This window comes from Pseudomonas sp. RIT-PI-o (assembly GCF_001297215.1).
GTDB classification, from domain to species: domain Bacteria; phylum Pseudomonadota; class Gammaproteobacteria; order Pseudomonadales; family Pseudomonadaceae; genus Aquipseudomonas; species Aquipseudomonas moraviensis_A.
This window is the reverse complement of the sequence record NZ_LHPA01000028.1, coordinates 1-23,472: the sequence shown is the minus strand read 5'-3', so window position 1 is coordinate 23,472 and position 23,472 is coordinate 1. Positions and strand designations below refer to the sequence as shown.

The 23,472-nt window shown below is 57.1% G+C and carries 19 protein-coding genes; 11 read left to right on the top strand and 8 right to left on the bottom strand.

Annotation, left to right across the window (positions count from 1 at the left end):
* Positions 1-154: 154 nt before the first annotated feature.
* The 6 genes from dsbC to AEQ63_RS18855 all read left to right on the top strand — a co-directional run bounded on the left by dsbC (position 155) and on the right by AEQ63_RS18855 (position 6,301).
* Entirely contained in the window at positions 155-886 is a 732-nt protein-coding gene (gene dsbC / locus AEQ63_RS18880; RefSeq protein WP_064364381.1) for a bifunctional protein-disulfide isomerase/oxidoreductase DsbC, read from the top strand.
* A gap of 131 nt (positions 887-1,017) precedes the next feature.
* On the top strand, positions 1,018-2,322 hold the full coding sequence (locus AEQ63_RS18875; protein ID WP_024011722.1) for a homoserine dehydrogenase: 1,305 nt from the start codon (positions 1,018-1,020) through the stop codon (positions 2,320-2,322).
* A 105-nt stretch (positions 2,323-2,427) separates the two neighbouring features.
* Positions 2,428-3,837 (top strand): threonine synthase, encoded by a 1,410-nt coding sequence (gene thrC, locus AEQ63_RS18870; protein ID WP_042606919.1) that lies wholly within the window; start codon positions 2,428-2,430, stop codon positions 3,835-3,837.
* A gap of 120 nt (positions 3,838-3,957) precedes the next feature.
* Positions 3,958-5,331: a transporter substrate-binding domain-containing protein gene (locus AEQ63_RS18865; protein WP_064364380.1), complete on the top strand. Its 1,374-nt coding sequence runs from the start codon at positions 3,958-3,960 to the stop codon at positions 5,329-5,331.
* Between the two features lie 117 nt (positions 5,332-5,448).
* Positions 5,449-5,856 carry a response regulator gene (locus AEQ63_RS18860; RefSeq protein ID WP_042606921.1) on the top strand — a complete coding sequence of 136 codons (408 nt, stop codon included), beginning with the start codon at positions 5,449-5,451 and terminating at the stop codon, positions 5,854-5,856.
* A gap of 163 nt (positions 5,857-6,019) precedes the next feature.
* Positions 6,020-6,301: a DUF3509 domain-containing protein gene (locus AEQ63_RS18855; RefSeq protein WP_016771530.1), complete on the top strand. Its 282-nt coding sequence runs from the start codon at positions 6,020-6,022 to the stop codon at positions 6,299-6,301.
* A gap of 222 nt (positions 6,302-6,523) precedes the next feature.
* Here the strand turns inward: AEQ63_RS18855 and AEQ63_RS18850 are convergent, their stop codons facing one another.
* On the bottom strand, positions 6,524-7,723 hold the full coding sequence (locus AEQ63_RS18850; protein ID WP_064364379.1) for a CaiB/BaiF CoA transferase family protein: 1,200 nt from the start codon (positions 7,721-7,723) through the stop codon (positions 6,524-6,526).
* A gap of 146 nt (positions 7,724-7,869) precedes the next feature.
* Between AEQ63_RS18850 and AEQ63_RS18845 the strand changes: the two genes are divergently transcribed.
* From AEQ63_RS18845 to AEQ63_RS18835, 3 genes are all read left to right on the top strand, one after another.
* Positions 7,870-8,412: a YaeQ family protein gene (locus AEQ63_RS18845; RefSeq protein ID WP_007908961.1), complete on the top strand. Its 543-nt coding sequence runs from the start codon at positions 7,870-7,872 to the stop codon at positions 8,410-8,412.
* 54 nt (positions 8,413-8,466) lie between these two features.
* Positions 8,467-10,176 (top strand): single-stranded-DNA-specific exonuclease RecJ, encoded by a 1,710-nt coding sequence (gene recJ, locus AEQ63_RS18840; protein ID WP_064364378.1) that lies wholly within the window; start codon positions 8,467-8,469, stop codon positions 10,174-10,176.
* 266 nt (positions 10,177-10,442) lie between these two features.
* Positions 10,443-11,549 (top strand): NADH:flavin oxidoreductase/NADH oxidase, encoded by a 1,107-nt coding sequence (locus AEQ63_RS18835; protein ID WP_041478189.1) that lies wholly within the window; start codon positions 10,443-10,445, stop codon positions 11,547-11,549.
* A gap of 176 nt (positions 11,550-11,725) precedes the next feature.
* Here the strand turns inward: AEQ63_RS18835 and AEQ63_RS18830 are convergent, their stop codons facing one another.
* On the bottom strand, positions 11,726-13,354 hold the full coding sequence (locus AEQ63_RS18830; protein WP_064364377.1) for a glucan biosynthesis protein D: 1,629 nt from the start codon (positions 13,352-13,354) through the stop codon (positions 11,726-11,728).
* 403 nt (positions 13,355-13,757) lie between these two features.
* On the opposite strand from AEQ63_RS18830, the gene AEQ63_RS18825 reads away from it, so the two are divergent.
* Both AEQ63_RS18825 and AEQ63_RS18820 read left to right on the top strand, forming a co-directional pair.
* Positions 13,758-13,943, top strand: a complete 186-nt coding sequence (locus AEQ63_RS18825; protein ID WP_016771524.1) for a hypothetical protein — start codon at positions 13,758-13,760, stop codon at positions 13,941-13,943.
* A gap of 178 nt (positions 13,944-14,121) precedes the next feature.
* Positions 14,122-14,844 (top strand): tellurite resistance TerB family protein, encoded by a 723-nt coding sequence (locus tag AEQ63_RS18820; RefSeq protein WP_064364376.1) that lies wholly within the window; start codon positions 14,122-14,124, stop codon positions 14,842-14,844.
* A 124-nt stretch (positions 14,845-14,968) separates the two neighbouring features.
* Here AEQ63_RS18820 and AEQ63_RS18815 read toward each other — a convergent pair whose 3' ends face one another.
* The 6 genes from AEQ63_RS18815 to AEQ63_RS18790 all read right to left on the bottom strand — a co-directional run.
* Positions 14,969-15,313, bottom strand: coding sequence for a hypothetical protein (locus tag AEQ63_RS18815; protein ID WP_064364375.1), 345 nt, complete (start codon positions 15,311-15,313; stop codon positions 14,969-14,971).
* 107 nt (positions 15,314-15,420) lie between these two features.
* On the bottom strand, positions 15,421-15,708 hold the full coding sequence (locus AEQ63_RS18810; protein ID WP_064364374.1) for a barstar family protein: 288 nt from the start codon (positions 15,706-15,708) through the stop codon (positions 15,421-15,423).
* A 178-nt stretch (positions 15,709-15,886) separates the two neighbouring features.
* Positions 15,887-17,110: a hypothetical protein gene (locus tag AEQ63_RS18805; RefSeq protein WP_231982450.1), complete on the bottom strand. Its 1,224-nt coding sequence runs from the start codon at positions 17,108-17,110 to the stop codon at positions 15,887-15,889.
* A 374-nt stretch (positions 17,111-17,484) separates the two neighbouring features.
* Positions 17,485-17,901 (bottom strand): hypothetical protein, encoded by a 417-nt coding sequence (locus AEQ63_RS18800; RefSeq protein ID WP_064364373.1) that lies wholly within the window; start codon positions 17,899-17,901, stop codon positions 17,485-17,487.
* On the bottom strand, positions 17,898-22,736 hold the full coding sequence (locus tag AEQ63_RS18795) for an RHS repeat-associated core domain-containing protein (RefSeq protein ID WP_064364372.1): 4,839 nt from the start codon (positions 22,734-22,736) through the stop codon (positions 17,898-17,900). The genes AEQ63_RS18800 and AEQ63_RS18795 overlap by 4 nt, the downstream gene beginning before the upstream one ends.
* Positions 22,733-23,472: DUF4123 domain-containing protein (locus AEQ63_RS18790; protein ID WP_236705266.1), on the bottom strand; the 740-nt coding region annotated here is incomplete at its 5' end. The genes AEQ63_RS18795 and AEQ63_RS18790, both read right to left, overlap by 4 nt.

The window sequence follows — 23,472 nt, the reverse complement described above, 5'->3', positions numbered from 1 at the left end:
ATTCTGCGGTGACGTTCAAATGTGTGGCGACAGGCGCATTCGGCCCTCGCGGCCTTATGTGTTAGGCTTTCCCGGTTTGCACGATGGACGGTTATGACCCGGTGTTTCGCACGGGCGTTCTGATCGTTTCATTGGCCCGCCCTCAGGAGTACTCATGCGTCTGACCCAGATTTTCGCCGCCGCCGCTATTGCGCTGGTGAGCACCTTTGCCGTCGCCGACGACGCGGCCGACAAAGCCATTCGTCAAAGCCTGGAAAAACTCGAACTCGAGGTTCCGGTCGAAAGCATCAATGCCAGCCCGTTGCCCGGCATGTACGAAGTCAAACTCAAAGGCAGCCGCGTGCTCTACGCGAGCGCCGATGGCCAGTACATCGTGCAGGGCAACCTGTACCAGCTGGAGAACGGCAAACCGGTCAACCTGACCGAGAAGACCGAACGCCTGGGCATTTCCAAACTGATCAATGCCATTCCGGTCGCCGAAACCGTGGTGTACCCGGCGGTGGGCGAGACCAAATCGCACATCACCGTGTTCACTGACACCACCTGCCCGTATTGCCACAAACTGCACGCCGAAGTGCCAGAGCTGAACAAGCGCGGCATCGAAGTGCGCTACGTGGCGTTCCCGCGCCAGGGCCTGAATTCGCCGGGCGACGAACAGCTGCAAGCGGTGTGGTGCTCGAAAGACAAGAAAGCTGCCATGGACAAAATGGTCGATGGCAAGGAAATCAACGCTGCCAAGTGCGATAACCCGGTTTCCAGACAGTTCGCCCTCGGTCAGTCGATCGGCGTGAACGGCACACCGGCCATCGTTTTGGCTGACGGCCAGGTCATTCCGGGCTACCAGCCTGCGCCACAAGTCGCCAAACTGGCGCTGGGCGCGAAGTAATTCGCATCGTCACGGGCAGCCGTTGACGATCGTGGTCCGGCAGCAACAACGCCGGGCCATCAACAGAGAACCGCGAGCACGCGGTTGTTTTCCGGCCGACCCTGCGTCGGCCGTTTCATGGGGAGTTCACAGTGAATCCGGTCAAAGTAGGCATCTGTGGGTTAGGGACCGTCGGTGGCGGTACCTTCAACGTACTTCAGCGCAACGCCGAGGAAATTGCTCGTCGTGCCGGGCGTGGAATCGAAGTGGCACAAATTGCCACGCGCACGCCAAAGCCTCAGTTCCAGACGACCGGTATTGCGATTACCAACGATGTCTTCGAAGTGGCCACGAACCCTGAGATCGACATCGTCATAGAGCTGATGGGCGGCTACACCGTTGCCCGCGAGCTGGTACTCAAGGCCATCGAGAATGGCAAGCATGTGGTCACCGCGAACAAGGCACTGATTGCCGTTCACGGTAATGAAATTTTCGCCAAGGCCCGCGAGAAAGGCGTGATCGTGGCGTTCGAGGCCGCGGTGGCCGGTGGCATTCCGGTGATCAAGGCGATCCGCGAAGGCCTGTCCGCCAACCGTATCAACTGGGTCGCCGGGATCATTAATGGCACCGGCAACTTCATCCTCACCGAAATGCGCGAGAAGGGCCGTACGTTCGAAGACGTGCTGGCCGAAGCGCAGGCGCTGGGTTATGCCGAAGCCGACCCGACCTTCGACGTCGAAGGCATCGATGCCGCGCACAAGCTGACCATTCTGGCGTCGATTGCGTTCGGTATTCCGCTGCAATTCGACAAGGCATACACCGAAGGCATCACCAAGCTGACCACCGCCGACGTCAACTATGCCGAAGCGCTGGGCTATCGCATCAAGCACCTCGGTGTGGCGCGCAGCACTGACGCCGGCATCGAGTTGCGCGTACACCCGACGCTGATCCCGGCCGATCGCCTGATCGCCAACGTCAACGGGGTGATGAACGCAGTGATGGTCAACGGTGACGCCGCCGGTTCGACGCTGTTCTACGGTGCCGGCGCTGGCATGGAGCCAACCGCTTCGTCGGTGATCGCCGATCTGGTCGACGTGGTTCGCGCCATGACCTCCGACCCGGAAAACCGCGTGCCGCACCTGGCCTTCCAGCCGGACTCGCTGTCGGCACATCCGATCTTGCCGATCGAAGCCTGCGAAAGCGCTTACTACCTGCGCATTCACGCCAAGGACCACCCGGGCGTACTGGCTCAGGTGGCGAGCATCCTGTCGGAGCGCGGCATCAATATCGAATCGATCATGCAGAAGGAAGTCGAAGAGCATGACGGCCTGGTGCCGATGATCCTGCTGACCCACCGCGTAGTCGAGCAACGTATCAACGATGCGATCACTGCGCTGGAAGCACTGGCTGGCGTCGACGGCCCGGTTGTACGGATCCGCGTCGAACACTTGAACTAAAAGCAGCGGCAAGCTTCGGGCGGCAAGCGGCAAGAGAGAAGCAGTCTGGCTTTTACTTGCGACTTGCAGCTTGCAGCTTGCAGCTCAAACCGAAGGTTTGAAAAAATGCGATATATCAGTACCCGCGGCCAGGCACCGGCCCTGAATTTCGAAGACGTCCTGCTGGCCGGTCTGGCGACCGATGGCGGTCTGTACGTCCCGGAAAATCTGCCACGTTTCACTCAGGAAGAGATCGCTTCCTGGGCCGGCCTGCCCTATCACGAACTGGCCTTCCGGGTGATGCGCCCGTTCGTTACCGGCAGTATCCCGGATGCCGATTTCAAGAAGATCCTCGAAGAAACCTACGGTGTGTTCGCCCACAGTGCCGTTGCGCCACTGCGTCAGTTGAACGGCAACGAGTGGGTGCTGGAGCTGTTCCACGGTCCGACCCTGGCGTTCAAGGACTTCGCCCTGCAACTGCTGGGGCGTCTGCTCGATTACGTGCTGGAAAAGCGCGGCGAGCGCGTGGTGATCGTCGGTGCCACTTCCGGTGACACCGGTTCGGCGGCCATCGAAGGCTGTAAGCACTGCGAAAACGTCGACATCTTTATCCTGCACCCGCACCAGCGCGTATCTGAGGTGCAGCGTCGGCAGATGACGACGATCTTCGGCGAGAACATCCACAACATCGCCATCGAAGGCAACTTCGATGACTGCCAGGAAATGGTCAAGAACAGCTTCGCCGACCAGAGCTTCCTCAAAGGCACGCGTCTGGTGGCGGTGAACTCGATCAACTGGGCGCGGATCATGGCCCAGATCGTTTACTACTTCCATGCGGCCCTGCAGTTGGGCGGTCCGGCGCGTTCGGTGTCGTTCTCGGTACCCACCGGCAACTTCGGCGACATCTTCGCCGGTTACCTGGCACGCAACATGGGCCTGCCGATCAACCAGTTGATCGTCGCAACCAACCGCAACGACATCCTGCACCGCTTCATGAGCGGCAACCAGTACGTCAAGGAAACGCTGCACGCGACCTTGTCGCCGTCGATGGACATCATGGTTTCGTCCAACTTTGAACGCCTGCTGTTCGACCTGCATGGTCGCAACGGTGCGGCAATCGCCGGCCTGATGGGCTCGTTCAAAAAGGACGGCAGTTTCAGCGTCGAACAAGAGCGCTGGACCGAAGCGCGCAAACTGTTCGATTCGCTGGCGGTGGATGACGCCCAGACCTGTGAAACCATCGCCGAAGTCTACGAGCAGACCGGTGAAGTCCTCGATCCGCACACCGCCATCGGCGTCAAAGCCGCGCGCGAGTGCCGTCGCAGTCTGGACATCCCGATGGTGATTCTGGGCACTGCCCATCCGGTCAAGTTTCCCGAGGCAGTGGAGAAAGCGGGTGTAGGAAAAGCGCTCGAACTACCTGCACATCTTTCTGATTTGTTTGAGCGAAACGAGCGCTGCACGGTTCTGCCGAACGACCTGAAAGCCGTGCAAGCCTTTGTCAGCCAGCATGGCAACCGCGGCAAGCCACTCTAAGCCTGAAAAAGCTGTCACATTTTGAAGCCCGTCTCCTGACGGGCTTTTTTGTTTCTGCTGCCACACTGCTCGGGTTTTCACCCACGAAGGACGGGTGAGTCGATCACGAAGGAAATGGCAATGCTGTTTTACAGAGGTTTGAAACCGGCACTGGGCTGGTTGTTTTTGTCGGCGGTGCTGGGGTGGATGCACAGCGCCATGGCAGCGCAAATGGTACTTGATCAGGCGAATGCGCCCGTCAATGTGCAGCCTGTCGAACTGGACGCACGCGAACGTCAATGGATTCGCGAAAACCCGAAGGTGACAGTGGCATCAGTGCAATACCCGCTGTATTTGTTTCAGGACGAGCACGGGCAGTGGAACGGTCTGAACAACGACGTGCTCAAGCGTGTCACCGCGATGACCGGGCTGCAATTCGAGCATCAGGAATCCTTTTCCACCGACCACATGCTCGAACGCCTGCAAAGCGGGGTCGCGGACATCAGTACGACCCTGGCCATGAGCGATGATCGCAAGCTGTTCCTTGATTTCAGCCACGCTTTCGGTGGTGCGGGCTGGGTTTTTGTCGGCCATGCGGATGCGCCAGTGGTGGACTCTTTCGAGCAACTGGCGAAGCGCGTGTTGGTGCTACCTGCCCGGCACGCACTGGAAGATGTGATTCGGCGTGATTTCCCTTCGATTGAAATACGCTCAGTGAAAACCTACGCCGAAGCCCGGGCGCTGGTTGAAAGTGGTGAAGCCTACGCCACGATCGAAAACGAAATCGGCGCGCAGCTCTATCCGCTGGGCATGCTCAAAGTCGGTGGCTTGGTGGAGGGCAAGTGGGAAGCCGATCACCTGGCTGTACGAAAAGGCATGCCCGAGCTGCTGAGTATTCTCAACAAGGCACTGGAAGCTTTCCCGGCCGCTGAGTTGCGAGCGATCCGGCTTAAGTGGCTCGAAGGCATTTCACCGGCGCCCGTGCCATCGATCTGGCAGCAGTTGGTTGAATGGGGATGCTGGGCGATGGGGGTGATCGGTGTTTTCGGGATACTGTCGCTGGTGTGGAACAGGCGTCTGGCGGCGGTGATCAAGTTGCGCTGTGAGGCGGAGAAGGAGTTGGGTGATCAGTTGGCGTTTCAACATGCCCTGATTGATTCCATGCCGGATCCGGTGTTCGTGCGCGATCTCCAGGGGCGTCTGATCATCTGCAACCGCAGTTACGAAGAGGCTCTGTCGGTGCGCCTGGACCAGATGCAGGGGCGGTTGTTGATCGAGGTCGATGCGTTTCCCGAAACGACCGCGCGGATGCTGCACGATGAGTTCATCGCGCAGCTGCAGACTCGCAAGTCGCGCTTCAGCAAGCGCGAGCTGCTATTCAATGGCGGCCCACGTGAGGTCTATCAGTGGACGGTGCCGTTTTACAGCGGTGACGGCAAATTGCGCGGCTTGTTGGGTGGCTGGACCGACATCACTCAACGCCGGACTGAGAGCGGCTGCCGATGTCTGCATTGAAGAAGGGAAATGTCCTGCAAGACGCGACTACTTTTCTGATGGGAGGCTTAAGACGCCTGGCCTAGAGTGGACGACAACTGCGGTGAGAGTCCGCGATGATCGCTCCAGAGGTCGCCCATGCGCTCGCTTAAAGTCCTGATTCTTGAACCCAATCCGTTCCAGCTGATGGCATTGCATCAAATGCTCAATGCCATCGGCATCTACGACGTCCTGACCGCGCCCTCGTTAGCGTCAGCCTTGTGTTCCCTGGGGCACCGCGGTGCGGTCGATATCGCCATTTGCGATCCGCAACTCAAGGGTGGGGATGGCCTGGCCCTGATCCACCATCTGGCCGCGCACCATGAGGCACGGGCGCTGATTCTGCTGGGCTCGGTCGCGCAGAGCCTGTTGACTGACCTGGAACCGGTGCTTCGACAACAACGCCTGCGCCTGCTGGGGCGTCTGCAAACGCCGGTCTCGGCAGTGTTGATGAGGGGCCTGCTGGACAGTTATCTGATCTCGCCGCCGGAACTCATCGAGGCCTGAAGGGGACGGTTATTTTTCTGTCATCTTCGCCGTGCATGCTCTGTCAGACGCAGCCCCCACGAGATTGGGGCGCGAGAGGCAGAACTTTCTTCTCGGGCCGGTGGTCATTTAATGTGAACACGCCCCAGGCACTGTGTTTTCGGACTATTGAGTGGAGATCGAGATGGAAAGTATCAGTCTATTGCTCGGTGAGGCTCTGAGCCCGTATCAGGTGACGCTGACCCCTCGCGGCAGCCATGGTGAATGTCTGGTGACGCTGAAGAACAGCAGCGGCGCCATTGTGGTGGAACGCGAATTCAATCAGGCCCAGTTGAGCGACAAGCGCTTGCTGACAGATGTGGTGGACGGCCTGCACCGCGACGTGATGATCGCCGAAGGACGGCTGGAACCCTGCGTCATCGCGGCGTTGCGCAATGCGGCACTGGACAAGCGTCCGGCCCTGTAAAGATGAAATATTTTTTGTGGGAACCTTCCTGCATCCCTGTCAGTCAGACCCCATAACAGCAGGATCAAGCATTGTGCTCCGGTGCTTGTCGCTTGCTGCTACGGGTCTCGAAGCAGACCACGTTTAACCCCGAGTCGTCTCCCCACTTCTCGGGGTTTCTTTTTGCCTGGCGTTTGCTCACGGCGCATTGGGTTGCGCGAAAACCAGAATGCTCAGCGGTGCTTAAATGGCTCCGTCTTCACGCAACTTGGCGATCTGCGCCGCGTCGTAGCCCAGTTCGCCAAGCACCTGCGCGTTGTGTTCGCCAAGCTGTGGTCCGACCCATTCTGACGAACCCGGCGTTTCGGAGAGTTTCGGCACGATGCCGGGCATCTTGAAATCCTTGCCGTCCGGCAGCTTGGCATGCAGGAACATTTCCCGTGCCAGATATTGCGGGTCGTTGAACATGTCTTCGGCGCTGAAGATCAGGCTGGCCGGGACGTCGGCCTGGTTGAGCAGGTCAAGTACGCTTTGCAGCGGCAACGAATTGACCCAACGATCAATCACGCCATACAACTCGTCGCGACGACTGTCGCGGCCGTCATTGCTGGCCAGTGCCGGGTCGTTCGCCAGGTCGTCGCGCCCGATGACCTGCATGAACCGTTTGAAGATTGCATCGCCATTGGCGCCGATCTGCACATGCTTGCCGTCGGCGCTGGTGTGGATCGAAGAGGGCGTGATGCCCGGCATGATGTTGCCACTGCGTTCGCGGATGAAACCGAAGACGTCGAACTCCGGCACCAGGCTTTCCATCATCGCGAAAATCGCCTCATACAGGGCGACGTCGACCACTTGGCCCAGTCCGCCATTGACCTCGCGATGACGCAGCGCCATCAGCGCACCGATCACGCCCCACAGCGCGGCAATCGAATCACCGATGGAAATCCCGGTGCGCACCGGCGGCCGATCCTCGAAACCGGTGATGTACCGCAGGCCGCCCATGGATTCGCCAACCGCGCCGAAGCCTGGCTGATCCTTCATCGGCCCGGTCTGGCCAAAACCTGACAGGCGCACCATCACCAGTTTCGGGTTCAGCGCATGCAAGGTTTCCCAGCTCAGGCCGAGTTTTTCCAGCACGCCGGGGCGGAAGTTTTCGATGAGGATGTCGGCTTCGCCGAGCAATCGTTTCAGGATCGCCAAACCGTCGGGGTGCTTGAGGTTGAGGGTCAGGGACTTCTTGTTGCGCGCCTGGACGAACCACCACAGGGAGGTGCCTTCGTACAACTTGCGCCATTTGCGCAGGGGATCGCCGCCGTCCGGCGATTCGATCTTGATCACTTCGGCGCCGAATTCGCCGCAGATGCGCGAGGCAAACGGCCCGGCGATCAGCGTACCCAATTCAATGACTTTCAGACCCGAGAGCGGTTTGCTGGTGAACGGCATGCGAAATCCTGTAGGACAAGGCTGAGCGGATAGAGGGTTTTAACATAGCCGGCTGTCCGACGCCGCAGCTTGATCGCCATCAATTCGATGATTGCCTGTGGCATCGGTTAGACTTGCCGACTTTCCTCGTATCAAGAAGCCCGTTCATGGCCCAGCCGTCCACTACGTACAAATTTGAACTGAACCTCACCGACCTCGACCGCAGTGTCTACGAGAGCGTCAAGCAGACCATCGCCCGTCACCCTTCGGAGACTGAAGAGCGCATGACCGTGCGGCTGCTGGCCTACGCCCTCTGGTACAACGAGCAGCTGTCGTTCGGCCGTGGTCTGTCAGACGTGGATGAACCGGCCTTGTGGGAAAAAAGCCTGGATGACCGCGTCCTGCACTGGATCGAAGTCGGCCAGCCGGATGCCGACCGCCTGACCTGGTGCTCGCGCCGCACCGAACGCACCAGCCTGCTGGCCTACGGCAGCCTGCGCGTGTGGGAAACCAAGGTGATCCCGGCAATCAAGAACCTGAAAAACGTCAACATCGCTGCCGTCCCGCAAGAAGTGCTGGAAACCCTGGCCAAGGACATGCCGCGCGTCATCAAGTGGGACGTGATGATCAGCGAAGGCACGATCTTCGTCACCGACGACCGCGGTCAGCACGAAGTCCAGTTGCAATGGCTGCAAGGTGAGCGCGGCTGAGGTCGCGACACCGCTGATATTTCCCACGAATCAAAGAGAAGTCTCCGTCGCCCCATGCGTATCGAACCTCGTCAATTGCCTGCCACGCTGCCTTTCCTTGGTGATCTACCGCCACTGCTGACCCGCCTGTACGCGGCCCGGGGCGTGCAATCGGAAGCGGAGCTGGACAAGAGTCTGGCGCGCTTGATCCCGTTTCAGCAGCTCAAAGGCATTGATGCGGCGGTCGACCTGCTGGTGACGGCACTGGAGCAACGCCAGCGCATTCTGATCGTCGGCGACTTCGACGCGGACGGCGCCACCGCCAGCACCGTCGGTGTGCTCGGTTTGCGCCTGTTGGGCGCGGCGCATGTCGATTATCTGGTGCCGAACCGTTTCGAATACGGCTATGGCCTGACTCCGGAAATCGTCGAAGTTGCGTTGACCCGCGAACCGCAATTGTTGATCACCGTCGACAACGGCATTTCCAGTGTCGAAGGCGTCGCGGCGGCCAGGCGCGCCGGGCTGAAAGTGCTGATCACCGACCACCACTTGCCCGGCGATGAACTGCCGCAGGCCGACGCGTTGGTCAATCCGAACCAGCCGGGCTGCGAGTTTCCGAGCAAGGCACTGGCCGGCGTCGGGGTGATTTTCTATGTATTGATGGCCTTGCGCGCGCGCCTGCGCAGCCTCGGCTGGTACGAGAGCAACCCGCAACCGAACATTGGCGAGCTGCTGGATCTGGTAGCGCTGGGTAGCGTCGCGGACGTGGTGCCGCTGGATGCCAACAACCGTATCCTCGTGCATCAAGGTCTGGAGCGGATTCGCGCCGGGCGGGCGCGGCCCGGGATCAAGGCGATCCTCGAAGTCGCCAAGCGAGAGGGGGCGCGGATCACTTCCACCGATCTTGGCTTTATCGTCGGCCCGCGCCTCAACGCCGCAGGACGTCTGGACGACATGAGTCTGGGCATCGAATGCCTGCTCACCGCCGACGCCAATCTGGCCCGGGAAATGGCTGCACAACTGGACGGCATGAACCAGGATCGCAAATCCATCGAGCAGGGCATGCAGCGTGAAGCCCTGGCGCAGCTCAAGGATCTGCCGGTCGAATCGATGCCGTTTGGTCTGTGCCTGTTCGATCCGGAGTGGCACCAGGGTGTGATCGGCATTCTCGCTTCCCGCATGAAAGAACGCTATTTCCGCCCGACCATTGCCTTCGCCGATGCTGGTGATGGCTTGCTCAAGGGCTCCGGGCGTTCGGTGCAGGGCTTCCATATACGTGATGCGCTGAGCGTGGTCGCGGCGCAGCATCCAAACCTGATCGCCAAATATGGTGGTCACGCGATGGCCGCTGGTCTGACCTTGCCGCAGGAGAATTTTCCGCTGTTCGCCGAGGCATTCGACGCCGAAGTGCGTAGGCAACTTCGCGAGGAAGACCTCACCGGGCGCATGTTGTCGGACGGCACGCTGGCCGTCGAAGAGTTCCACCTCGAACTGGCCCGCGCTTTGCGCCACGCCGGGCCGTGGGGTCAGCATTTTCCCGAGCCGCTGTTTCACGGCGTGTTTCAGCTGGTCGAGCAGCGCGTGGTTGGCGAACGGCATTTGAAAGTGGTGCTGAAAAGCGAATGCGGCTCGGTGAAACTCGATGGCATCGCGTTTGGGATCGATCGGGATATCTGGCCGAACCCGACGATTCAGTGGGTCGAGTTGGCCTACAAACTTGACGTTAACGAGTTTCGTGGCAACGAGACTGTGCAGTTGATGATTGCTCACATCGAACCGCGCTGACGCCATTCGCGAGCAGGCTCGCTCCCACAGGGAATGTATTCCAAATGTGGGAGCGAGCCTGCTCGCGAAGCGTCCTCACACACTGAATTACTCTGAACCCTCCGTCATTCCCGGTTGTCGACTAGGCTCTAAGCACTGCTTGATTGGCCTTGTGACGTCTTGTCGAATTTTTTGCCCGCGGGGGCGGGTGCTGCACCCTTTTTCTGTCACTCGTCGACTTTTCAAACAGAACCCTGGAGCCTGCCCACTGATTCGAGAGGTGCCCCATGAGTCTGCTGCTTGAACCCTTTACCCTTCGCCAACTGACCCTGCCCAACCGCATTGCCGTGTCGCCGATGTGCCAGTACTCCAGCGTCGACGGCCTGGCCAACGACTGGCATCTGGTGCACTTGGGCAGCCGCGCGGTGGGCGGTGCCGGGCTGGTTTTCACCGAAGCCACGGCGGTCACTGCCGACGGGCGCATTACCGCCGAAGACCTCGGCCTGTGGAATGACGAACAGATCGCTCCGCTGCAACGCATCACCCGCTTCATCACCGCCCAGGGCGCGGTCGCCGGTATTCAACTGGCCCATGCCGGGCGCAAGGCCAGCACTCACCGGCCGTGGATCGGCAAGCATGGCAGCGTCAAACCCGAAGATGGCGGCTGGACCCCGGTCGGGCCATCGCCGATTGCTTTCGATCCGCAGCATACGCAGCCGAAACAGCTGGATGAAGGGCAGATCGCTGAAGTGATCCAGGCCTTCGTCGACGCGGCCAAACGCGCGCTGACGGCCGGTTTCAGCGTGGTCGAGGTGCATGCCGCGCATGGCTATCTGCTGCATCAGTTTCTGTCGCCGCTGAGCAATCAACGCCGCGATCAGTACGGTGGTTCGTTCGAGAATCGCATCCGTTTGGTGCTGCAGGTCACAGAAGCGGTGAGGGCGGTGTGGCCGGAAGAACTGCCGGTATTCGTCCGCGTTTCGGCGACCGATTGGGTTGAAGATGGCTGGAATCCGGATGAGACCGTGGAGCTGGCGCGGCGTCTGCACACCCTTGGCGCGGATCTGATCGACGTGTCGTCGGGCGGGACTGCGGCCAACGCGGAGATTCCGGTCGGGCCGGGTTATCAGACGCGCTTCGCCGAGCGTGTACGCAAGGAGTCAGGCATTGCCACTGGCACTGTCGGAATGATCACCGAGCCCGCGCAGGCCGAGCACATCCTGCGCACCTGTCAGGCCGATATCATTTTCCTCGCCCGCGAGCTGCTGCGTGATCCGTACTGGCCGCTGCACGCCGATGATGATCTGGGCGGGCGCAAGGCGGTGTGGCCGGCGCAGTATCAGCGCGCGACCCATCGCGATCAGCCGATTCATGAGTCTGATTTGCGTGATTGATTGAAGGCTGGAAAGCAAAAGCCCCGAGCCGGTATGGTCGGGGCTTTTCTATTCGGCACAAGTTTGCGTTGTCAGGCGGGCCTCTTCGCGAGCAGGCTCGCTCCCACAATAGGAATGCTGACCCCTGTGGGAGCGAGCCTGCTCGCGAATGACGCCAGAACAGCCGCCTTATAACCTCAAGGGTATTTACGCTTGTCCGGCGCCGGCGGGAAATACTGGTACAGCCAGGTCTCGCTCAACGTGCGATCGTTGGTGCGAATGAACAAGCGCAGTTCCACTGGCTCGACGCTGTCATTGGTCGGGTACCAATCGAACAGAATCCGATAACCCTTGATGTCATCCAGCACCAGCACGCTGAAGTCCTGCACCTTGCCGTTGGAGCAAGTGATCACGGGCTCGATCCCGGTGCCCTGTGGCAGGCGCTCGAGGCCGCCACCGGTGAAGTCCACGGCAAAACGCCGGGCCCAGACCGGCGGGTAGTGCTCACCCGGCGCCCAGCCCTCGGTGAAGCCGCCCATGCCCGAACGCGTCGCGTGCACCCTTGCCAGTGGCGTGCCCACCGGTGGCAGTGCGCTCCAGTACAGCTTGTAACCGTAATTCAGCGAATCACCGGCAGCCACTGGTTTCTTCGGCGTCCAGAACGCGACGATGTTATCCAGCGTCTCGCCGGTTGTAGGAATTTCCAGCAGATCGATAGAGCCTTCGCCCCAGGCGGTTGTAGGTTCTACCCACAGGCTCGGGCGTTTGCTGTACCAGTCGACAGTGTCCTGATAGTTGGCGAATTCGTGATCGGTCTGCACCAGGCCAAAGCCCTTCGGGTCCTTGTCGGCAAATGCGTTGAATTGCAGCGTCGCCGGGTTGTTTAACGGACGGCAGATCCACTCGCCATTGCCGCGCCACATGGCCAGGCGATCGGAGTCGTGGATTTGCGGGTGAATGGTGTCGCACATGCGACGTTCGTGGGTGCCGCAGCTGAACATGCTGGTCATCGGCGCCACGCCGAGTTGCTCGATGGTGGTTCGAGCGTTGATGTGCGCGTCGATTTCCATGACCACGCGCTCGGCCTGGCAATCGATGTCGAAGCGATAGGCGCCAGTGGCGCTCGGCGAGTCGAGCAGGGCGTAGACCACAAAACGCGTGGCGTTTTTGTCCGGCGTTTCGAACCAGAACTTGGTGAAGTCGGGAAACTCCTCGCGCTTCTTCGCGTAGGTGTCGATGGCCAGGCCGCGTGCGGAGAGGCCATATTGGCCAGTGGCGTCGACTGCGCGGAAATAGCTGGCGCCGAGAAACGACACCACGTCATGGCGATCCAGCTCCGGCGCCTTGAACAGTTTGAAACCGGCGAAACCCAGGTCGCCCTTGAGCTGCTGGGTGTCGACCGAAGTGTTCTCGTAATTGAACAGCGCCGGACGGAAATGCACTTCGCGAGCCATGCGCGTCTTCGGATCAACGCTGTACATGCGCACCGGTTGACGGAAACCCATGCCGACGTGGAAGAACTGCACGTCCAGCTGGCCTTTGTTCTCCTTCCACAGGGAATGCTCGCCGTCATAGCGGATCGCGTTGAAATTCTGTGGAGTCATGGTCGCCAGGGTCGGCGGCAATACCTGTTTCGTATCCTGATAGGCATTGCCGGCGAGCTGCTTGGCCTGACGCTTCAACGACTCGAAATCGAAGGCCTGGGCCTCGCCATCGGCGGCGCCACCATTGGCCGCCCAAGCGCGAGCGGCCAACAGGCCCGACGCGGAAAGACCGGTATAGGCCGCAATGGCCATGGACGCTTTGAGCAAATTCCTGCGGTGCATAAATACAACCTGTCGTGTGCAATCCCGCGCCTTTCCTGGCACGTGTCGGATCGGAAATAACGGTTCGGTCATGCCTTCGGCCAAACGCAACGGACTATAAACAGATGCCCGCTAGCTTAATCGGTTCGATTGTCGGGCAAAAAGGGTTGTTTGCACCGTGTCATCTGGCATTGAAACAAGACATGTCTGTAATTTTTCTGACAGGGCTCTCTGATTTAGAGGGCATATCTGCTTTTTTCGATTAATTACTCTAAAAACCACTTTTCAACGCCGATTTAATTCCTATTCTATGGGCAAGACCGGATACAAGCCTTCGTGCCGGCGGGGCACACGACGCTGCTCGAAGAGGCAGGGCGATGTGAGGTTCAGCAGTTTCTTGACTCAATAGAGAAGGACATCGTCCATGGCAAAAATACAAGGCATCACCGAAATGTTAGGCATCTTCCCTTGCTTGGGCGGCGGGCGCAGAAGACGCCGCCTCAACTCCGAGGAACTGAAACTGGTGGAACGTTATCGAGAGCTGTCAGAGAGCGACCGGATCGCCATGCGGTATTTGGTGGATGCGATGCGCAGTGTTTCGCGATTCTAAGGGGGAGGGGAGAAGGGGGCAGGCCGAGAGGCCTGCCCCTTTTCAATTGGGTAACGCTTGAAACATGCCCTTCTGAGTGGCGAGCAACATCTCGAAGCACACTCGCAGGTCGGGGTCGGGCACTTTCGAACTAGGCTGAGGGCCTTAGATCCGGATAACCCTTGTTTGGAGACGGAACATGAACACCCGTGGATTGCTCGATCAACTGCTCAAGTCCGGGCAGGAAATGCTGCAGAACAAGACTGGTGGCGCTTCCAACAAGTCGGCTGCCAGCGGACTGGGCGGCTTGCTCGGCGGCTCGTCAGGCTCCAGCGGCCTCGGCGGCCTGCTCTCCGGCGCGGGCGGCGGCGCATTGGCCGCTGGCGCGATGGGCCTGCTGCTCGGCAACAAAAAAGTCCGCAAGGTCGGCGGCAAAGTCGCCATCTACGGCGGCCTCGCCGCGCTGGGCGTGCTGGCCTACAAGGCCTACGGCAACTACAACGCCCAGAAAGGCAGCGCACCCCAACGCGAACCACAAACCCTCGACCGCCTGCCACCCGCGCAAGTCGAGCAGCACAGCCAGGCAATCCTCAAAGCCTTGGTCGCCGCCGCCAAAGCCGACGGCCACATCGACGAGCGCGAGCGCGAACTGATCGAAGGCGAATTCACCAAACTCGACAACGACCAGGAGCTGCAACACTGGCTCCACGCCGAACTCAACAAACCCCTCGACCCCACCGACGTCGCCCGCGCGGCAAGCACGCCGGAAATGGCGGCGGAGATGTACATCGCCAGTGTGATGCTGGTGGATGAGGAGAATTTTATGGAGAAGAGCTATCTGGATGAACTGGCACGGCAGTTGAAGCTGGAGCCGGGGTTGAAGGTGGAGTTGGAGAGGCAGGTGCGGTTGGCGGCAGATTGATTCTATGGGGTGAGAAATCGCAGTGTTGTGCTGCGATTTTTCCTGTGTCGCTTATTGAGGCGTCAATACAGATTTAGCTCGGAAAGCCGTTTTTAATCTTTTTGATTCGTGAACAATGATGTAATCAAGCCTCAATCATAAAATCTTCAATTCTTTCAATGAATTCGATTTTGCTTTTGGTTCTGAATTCACCTAGAAACTTTTCGGAGTTTTTGATTGGCTCACCTCTTCTATCGTATTCGATCGTTAGCATATCAATCACAAATTCTCCGTCGGGATCCCCTTCGGGCTCGACTCTCGTGTCAAAGCAATGGCCGGTACTCTGGCGGACTCCTCCGATCAGTACCGAACTAGAGAACCAGTTGCAAGTCTCCGGTGTCAGCTGCACCTCAAACAGATTGTTGATTGTTATTGTCCAGCCGCTTGGTACTCGGATGGGTTGGAGTTTGTATTCGAGTTTTGATCTCATTGGGTCTCTCCGAATCTTTGCATTCGTGAATACTTTGCTCTGATCATTCAAACGATAATCGTGCTTACTGCAGCGTTGAATAAATGCGCTGGCAAGTATCAATTTTTTTACTTTAATTTGTATTCGAATTTTTCATCTAAGCCCAGGGATATGTCCTGATTTTCTGTTCGCTCGAATATAAATATCATTTTTTTAAAAGTTTCGCCCATGCTTTGTTCAGATTCTTTCGAATTTTTCCATACTATTTCAATCGGACGCTCCACGTCCGTACTGAGCAAATCCCACAGAGAATTTAGGTTGTTTCCATAGTACTGAGCCCAAGAAAATGCAGAAGCTATCCGCTTGTGGAAATCCTGCTCGGAAGAAATGGATAGGCCGTCAAGTTCAATTATCATTCAGGTTATTTCCACTTTCCTATTGGGCTGACAGCGCCCATCAGCTCTGAGCAGCCTGCCTTAAGAAAAGGGGACAGATTTATATTCAGTTTGAAGAAAGAAATCTGTCCTCTTTTACTCAGTCCCTTTTGCTCAGAAGACAAAGCGACCACATGATCGCTCTGTCTTCAGAGATGAATTAGACCTCCTGCCGCCAAGCGGAAAACGTGATCACTGTGCCGGCTTCTTTTCTATTGGTGATTTCTACTTTATAGGTACCACCATTGATGCGGCCTTCAACGAGCGCTTTGCGCTCGTTGCCGCTGACTTCGGCGTCCTTTGCATGTTGCTGATAGAAGTCGATAACATCCGCGTATTCGGTAAAAGTCCTGAGAATGACCTCATATTCATGCTGAGGGCGTCCGGCTATTTTGTCCCAGTCACCGTCAATTGACGTGCCCTCCATACCCGGTGTCGTAAAGACACCGTGAGCGCCGGCGCCAATCAAGTGAGCTCGCTGCGGAAGCAACGGCAGCATCGCTTTTGGAAAATCGGAAGGTAATTGAGCCGCAGTCCAGGCTCCCTGTTTCGGCTGAGTCACGATGTACTCAACGTGGGCAATCTTCTGCGCAGCGGCTCGGCGTTCTGGATCGTCACTCTCCGCCCACAGCGCCATCATAGGAGGCAGTTGCTTACTCCAGGGGATCAAAGCATCGGCGTCAGACTTGCCGGCGCCTTCTGGCTGGAAAATGGTCAGCACGGTTTCCGGCGCATCGTTACAAGTCAATGGTTCCTCGCGAGACTTGACGGTGCAGTGGCCATTGACCAGTCCTACGGCGAGCAACTGCCCCTTGTCGTCCAGCAGCAATGCGCCGCGCTCAAATCCATTATTACCGTCGTCCATGGCGGTGATTACTTTTATGCCGGAAGGCACACCATCAACAAACGTCGACATTTCCGAATCGAGCGCTTCAAGAACCTGCTGCACGATCATCGTATTGTCATTGGTGTAACTTCCGGTTTGGTACCCAAAAAAATTAACGAGTGCAGAGCGAACCGCCGGGTCTTGGTTAAGCTTGGAAGCCCGTTCTGGACTGGCTTCGTTTGTGAGCAACAAGGCAGTTGTGCCGTCGGGACGTTGTTCGGATCGTAGTGACAGCGCGATTGCGCTTAGGGAGAAGGTGAAGGCTAAAAGCAAGGCGAGAGTGCGGCTCAAGTGTTTCAAGATAACAGTCCTTTGGTTATTTAATCCGTGAGAGTGGTCGCAGAGATGTGATCTGGTGATTATGCGTTGAGCATAAGTTTTCTGTTTTTCATTATTCTTGAATGGGGAGTTTAAGTTGACAGTCGCCTTGAAGGTTTCAGTGATGTGTTTTTCACGCGTATCAGGCGGCCCAGCCGATTTCTTCGTACGGCTAATCATTCAAGGCTTCCAGAATTCAATTCCCTCCACATGACGCTCTATGTCATTCATGTCAATCCTCACCAGGAATTGGGGCAAAATTTTTGCTGATGATTTTTTGATCTTGGATTGGTCGCTGAGTGACGTGTCATCGTTAATGAGCTCGGTTGTAGTTTTTGATATTCTTTAACCGGTTTGTCGCTATAGTAACTTCCCATTTTTTGTAGAAAAATCAAGGTAAATTCAATGTTTGCGAGTGCTTTCAGAGTATCTTCGATGATGAGTGTGATTATCCTGTTTTTTATATTTGTTTTCTCTGATTGAATGGCGCAAATGGGGGCGGATTTATTTCAATAGAAAATCGATTTCCCCTATTTTTCTGCTATGTGTCATGTTTAAGTGGTCTCACTAAAATTGATTTCGCCCTCGCTGCTTATGCAACCTATCAAACTAAACTGCTCGGAGAAAAAATAGGTGTGTTGCGGTATTTCAGAGAATGTCATTATTATTTTTTTAAGATCGGCGGTGTGGAATTTGTAAGCATTCTCTGTTAGCGAGTCGCCGATAAAGGTAATCTCAGTTATTTTGAGGTCTTTTGCTTTTTCTGAAATTTCTTCAATGGCTTTGTTAATAGTGTTTTTTGAATGCGATATGCTGTTGGGAAGTGAGCTCCAAGCGATTTTTGATCCAATAAACGGAAAATTTCTATTGATATGTGAGACGGCGTTGTCATGCGCATCATTGTTAAGTTTCATGTAGTTAATGCTGGATTCTAACAATTCTTTCTCAAGTTCTTCGTCGAAGTAGCTCATTTTTTAAATGCCTTTAGTAATTTTAATACGGTTTTTTCGCTTGCATTGAAAAGGTAATGTGGTGCTGGCTTTTTTCCTGACCAAACGTTTATATGTGCGCCGCTTCTTTCATCATATTCGATTCGATAGCCAGTCTTGCCGTCAGCGGTTTGCATGCCTACAACCTTCCCGGCATTTGTACCAAACTTCCCAATGGTTGGCTTTTCTGCTTTGAATCCATTGCTTTCAAGCCATTCAAGTGCCTTATTGCGCGCTTGCTCGAAATGCTCAAATTTAAGTGTCTCGCCAACCTCGGGCGGGGTCGTTTTTTGCGGAGGCTTTTTCGGAGTGGCACCGTTTGTCTGTTTACACACCAGCCCCAACGGATCCACCCACCCCGTAGGGTTAGGCACGTACTGGTAGCTGTTCAACCCACCCGCAAGCTTGATCGGGTCCGGCGTCAAGAACCGCCCAGTGCTCGGATTGTAGTAGCGGTGGCGGTTGTAATGTAACCCTGTCTCGACGTCGAAGTACTGACCCTGAAAACGCAGCGGGTTATCGATTTCGCTGATATCCAGCGCTGCGAGATTGCCGTAGGCGCGGTACTTTGCCGACCACATGATTTCGCCACTGTAGTCGGTGAGCTCTTGCGGAGTGCCAAGGTGGTCGAGTTGATAGTAGAACGGGGCAGCCTTTAGTGGGCCTTCGCCGTCGAGCATCGCCAACGGGCGGAAGCTGCCCGGCTCGTAGATGTAGCTGCGATAACGTTTTTCTGCGCTTTCGGCGATGAGGCGTTCGCCTTGCCAGAGGAATTCAGTGGTGTGGCCGTCGACGGTTTTCTCGATGCGGCGGCCGAAGGCGTCGTATTTGTAGCTTGCGGTGCTGCCACCCGGCAGGCTTACGCCGATCAGGCGGTGTTGGCAGTCGTAGCGGTATTCGGTGATGAGCTTTTGGCCGTTGCCGCGACGCTCGCGGATCAAATTTCCGTACGCGTCGTAGTCGTAGTGGCGGTCGCCCTGCATGAGCAGGCGGTTACCTTTGACGTTGGCGAGGTTGGCTGCGGGCAGGTCATTTTGCCCGAGGAGGTTGCCTGCCGGGTCGTGAGCGAAGCTCTCTGGCATGGCGCCGCGTACGCTGATCAGTCGGTCGAGTGGATCGTAGTGATAGCTGCGGTTGCCTTTGCGGCTGTCGTTAATACCGGCGAGGTTGCCGTTGGCATCGTAGTTGTAGCGACGCTGGAACAGGTGCTTGTCCCGTTGGCTGACGCTGTGGGCCTGTAGTCGGCCCTGTTCATCGTATTGGTATTGGCTAAGCAGCAAGCCTTGTTGGCGTTGTTGCTCGCGACCGGCGTTGAACTGGTGGCTGGTCAGGCGAGAGCCGTTGAGGTCGATGCTGCTCAGCCGTCCACCGGACAAATGACGGTAATCGAGCGTGCAGCCATCGGGCAGACGGCAGTGGCTGAGCTGACCGACTTTGTCGTAAGCGTAACGCGTGGTGCCCCAGCCCTGATGTTCGGTGATCAAGCGATCTTGCACGTCGTATTCATAAGCGAGCGGCCAATGGCCGTCGTCGACGTTTACCAGGCGACCGAGTGCGTCGTAGCTGTAATGAATCTCTTCGCCATCGGGCAGCGTCTTGACCAGCAAACGGCCTGCGGCATCGCGCTGGTATTCGGTAACCAGTTCACTACCGTCGTCACCGAACTCGGTTTTCTTCAGCAGTTGGCCGTTGAGGTCGTACTCGTACGCGGTGCGTCGACCATCGAAACCGGTTTCCTGCTGGATCAGGCCGTTCGAGTAATAATCGAGTTGATAGCGTTCGCCGCGCTCGTTTTCGATCTCGGTGAGGTTGAGTTGCGAGTTGTCGTAGCGATAGCGCAGTTGGCTGCCGTCGGGATTGATCCGGCGGCTGACGAGGTGCAGGTTGTCGGCGTATTCGTAGCGGGTGATCCGCCCGAGCTCGTCGCGTTCGGCGGTGACGCGGCCATACGGGTTGTAGGTAAACGCACGTGTGGCGCCGCCGGGCAGGGTGACCTGAGTGAGGCGGTCGACGACATCCCATTGGTATTGGGTGATCGCTCCGAATTCGTCCTGGCGAGTGATTTGCCGGCCGAGCGCATCGTAGCGATACTTGCGTTGACCTCCATCCGGCAGGCGTTCTTCCAGCAATTGGCCGAGGTTGTTCCAGCCCAGTTGATGACGACTGCCGTCGGAGTGACGGATCTCCAGCAAGCGTCCCTGACGGTCATAGCTGTAGAAGGTCTCGTTGCCGTCAGGATCGGTTTGTTGGGTGATATCGCCCTGACGGTTGCGTTCGTATTTCCAGCGGGCCTTGCCGCGCTGGACATCAATAAGTTGACCGTTGAAGTAGTTGTAACGCGTCGGAACACCTTCCGGTGGAATCACTGCAATCAAGCGTCCGGCATCGCTGTACTGATACTCGGTGATCGCTCCCATGGGATCTTTAACAGCAATCAGTCGACCCTGATCGTCATAAGCGTTCTGCGTTTCACCACCGTCGGGCGCGGTCTCACTGACCAGGCGTGCATTTTCGTCATGCACATAGACCAGCTCACTGCCGTCAGCGTTATGGACAATGACCGAGCCTTTATCGTCCCACTCGTAACGCGCTTCCATCTGCGCATAATTGGCCCAGTGACGCACGCATCGGGACAGCTTGCCTTCACGCTCCCACTCCCAGAAGAAGCTAGCCCCTCCGGCCATTTGTCGCTCAAGGATGACGTGCTGATCGTTGTAGCGGTAATGCTCGGTTTCGCCGATCGCATTGGTGGAAGAAATCAGTTGATTGAGTGCGTTGTATCGGTAGGTGACGAGGGTATGAATCGTCAGCCATGGGTCTTGGCGTTCGCCGCGTTCATTGTATTCGTGGCGTTGTTGCTGTTGGTCGACAGCAACGATGTGTCTGTCTTCGTAGCGCAGCAAAAGGGCGCGCCCTGCGCCGTTATCTATGCGCTGGATACGATCAACGAAGTCATAACTGATGTGCAGACGATTTTCGTAAGCATCGCTGATCGCGGTCAGTCGACCGGCACGGAAATGGTAGAAGCGGGTTTTTGCCCCGGCTTGGGTCAAAATGAGTTCGCCGGGTTCATTACCTAGATAAATCGCTGCCTGAGCCAGGCTGTTAGTGATGGCCGGCCGCTGTTCCGTGGGCATCGGAAAACGGGTTTGCCGGTTCTCGTTGTCCGTCCACAGCACACCCTCATCGTCGATCTGCAAGCGATGAGACAGCGAATGACTCCAGCCATAGCCGAGGCGGCTATCAATTTCGACTGCACTGCTTCGGTATAGGCGTGTCCACTCAAAAGGCAGCAGGCCACCCAGTTCCCCATCGGTGAGCGTCAGTAACTCTTCACCGGTCACCATCGATACTGGTTCGCCGTCTGAGCATGTGTCGTCGACGCATTGTGCAGGTTTTTTTGCTGGGTTCTTCGGCTGTTCGGGGGCGTTGTCGACGGTCTCTACTTGCTCGATCCGTGAGGCTGGCTCATCTTTTTTACGGGTTTGAATCTGCGCATCGGATTCCAGTTTTCCGCCGGTGACCGGTAGCTTGCTCTTCGGAGCTGTCGCGGTTTCGGCAGGTTTGGGAGCGGCAATCTGAACATCCGCTTTGGGTGTCGGATTGAAATTCGAATCACTTCCGCCAGTGATCGGTGGCCTGCTTTTAGGAGCTGTGGCCGTTTCGGCGGGTTTGGGGGGCGCAATCTGAACATCCGCTTTGCGTGCCGGATTGAATTTCGAATCACCATTGAGTAGCAACGGCTTCGATGCTTCGGTATGGGGCGTCGCTTTGGACTTGCTGACTTTCATCAACATGCCGGTGAAGTCTTCAATCAGCTTTATGACTTTGCCGCTGCTTTGTACCCCTTTGACGGCCTTTGTACCCACGCGTACGGCCAAGCCAAGACCACCAGTCAAGACAACGCCGATCAAAATGTTGAGCAGGAACTCTGTCGACATTTGCGCCAGCACTTCGGTACAAGTCTGCGGCGGCAGCATTTTCACCCAGGCCACGATGGCCGCGACGTATATCCACATCAACGGCTCATCGCTCGCGATCAATAAAGCAGTGTGAATAGCGTCGGCAGAGGCGTCGTAAATTTTCTTGATCTGTTCTTCAGTGAAAAAGTTTTTCAGCTTCTCGTAGTTTTCGCGAGGATGGGCGATGAGGTCGTAGAGACTTTTGATATCGCCCCACAATCCCATAATCGCTTTCATGAAGCCTTCCCAGGCCGCTTCCAGCTCCTGCAAGGCGCGACCTCCAAGGGAGGCATCGGTGTGAGCTTGCCAGAGCGGCAGGAAGCTGGTGCTCCATTGGGTTTGTAGCCAGCCACCCAGCTCGCCGATCACACCTTGGTAGGAGTTGAATAAACTGTCGATCTGGGCACGCGTAGGATTCGGGAAGAAGGTGATTTTGTATTGCTGATTGGGAGTAAGGCCTGAAACTTCAAGAATCCCTGATGCATCAATGGTTTTATTGATGGTCGGTCCAACTTCGTTTTTGCCGATGAAGCGACCATTGACGACCGGTGTCAGTTGAACTGGCGTATTGCCGATCGGCACAAAGCGCGCGGACTCGAAACTATGGATCAGCACCAGCTTGCCGTTCGCAGGACAGTTGGCATAAAGGGTATTTTCCTTCTTGCTGTCCTTGTCAGCCGTGCCAACTTCGTCACCGACTTTGAATTGCTGCTCCGCATCCAGAATGCCGCCGTACCAGGCTTCGGCATGCTCGCGGTAATCCTTCAGGCACTTCTTGAAGTCGTTGATGATGGCCTGAGCATCGGGTTGTTTTGCTGTGAGACCGCCAACGATCCCGCCCATTAAAACGCTCATACCACCACCTCTTTTTCCAGATAGGCCTTCAACAGCCCGGTAAAGTTTTCTTCCGTGAGTGGCGTGCGTTTAACAAAGCGCGCCACTTTTTGTTTCAGGTTCGATTCGGGAAAGGAGAAATACAGATCGGCGTGTTCCTCCTGTAGCCACTGCAGCATGTTGCCGATAACGGTGGATGGATTTTCTGCCATCAACCCATCCAGCAACTCCTTCGGCACCTCCCACCACGGCCAGTCCCGCACCTTCGGCACGACCCGCGTGCCCACTTCCAGCGCCTGCCCGTTGATCAGATACCGCTCAAACACCGGCAGCACTTCTCCAGCCTTCTCCCCAAGCCCCCGCAGGATCGGATAAATATGCCGCCCATCCCAAAAGCGGAAAAAAACCTCCGTCCCGTCCGGCATCTTCACCTGCGTCAGGCTGCGCAGATGTTCGAACACTTCGTTCGGCGCTGAACGCGATGTCGCCAGCCAGCCCCAGTCCAGCGCATCAGTTTCGGCGATCCAGGGCAGGAAGGCCGAATTCGGTTTGAGTTCGGTGAGGTAGGGCATCACCGGTTGCCAGGTGGAGTAGGGCGTGCCGCCCCAGATCGGCAGGAGCTGGGCGGTGGGTTCGGTGAGGTACAGGGTTTTCAGCGCGTCGGCGTCGCTGGCGGCGCTGATGATCAGGTACAGGCGCTCGCCGCTTTGCAGCGGCTGTTGCGCCAGCCAGTCCTTGGGGGTAATGCGTTCAGATG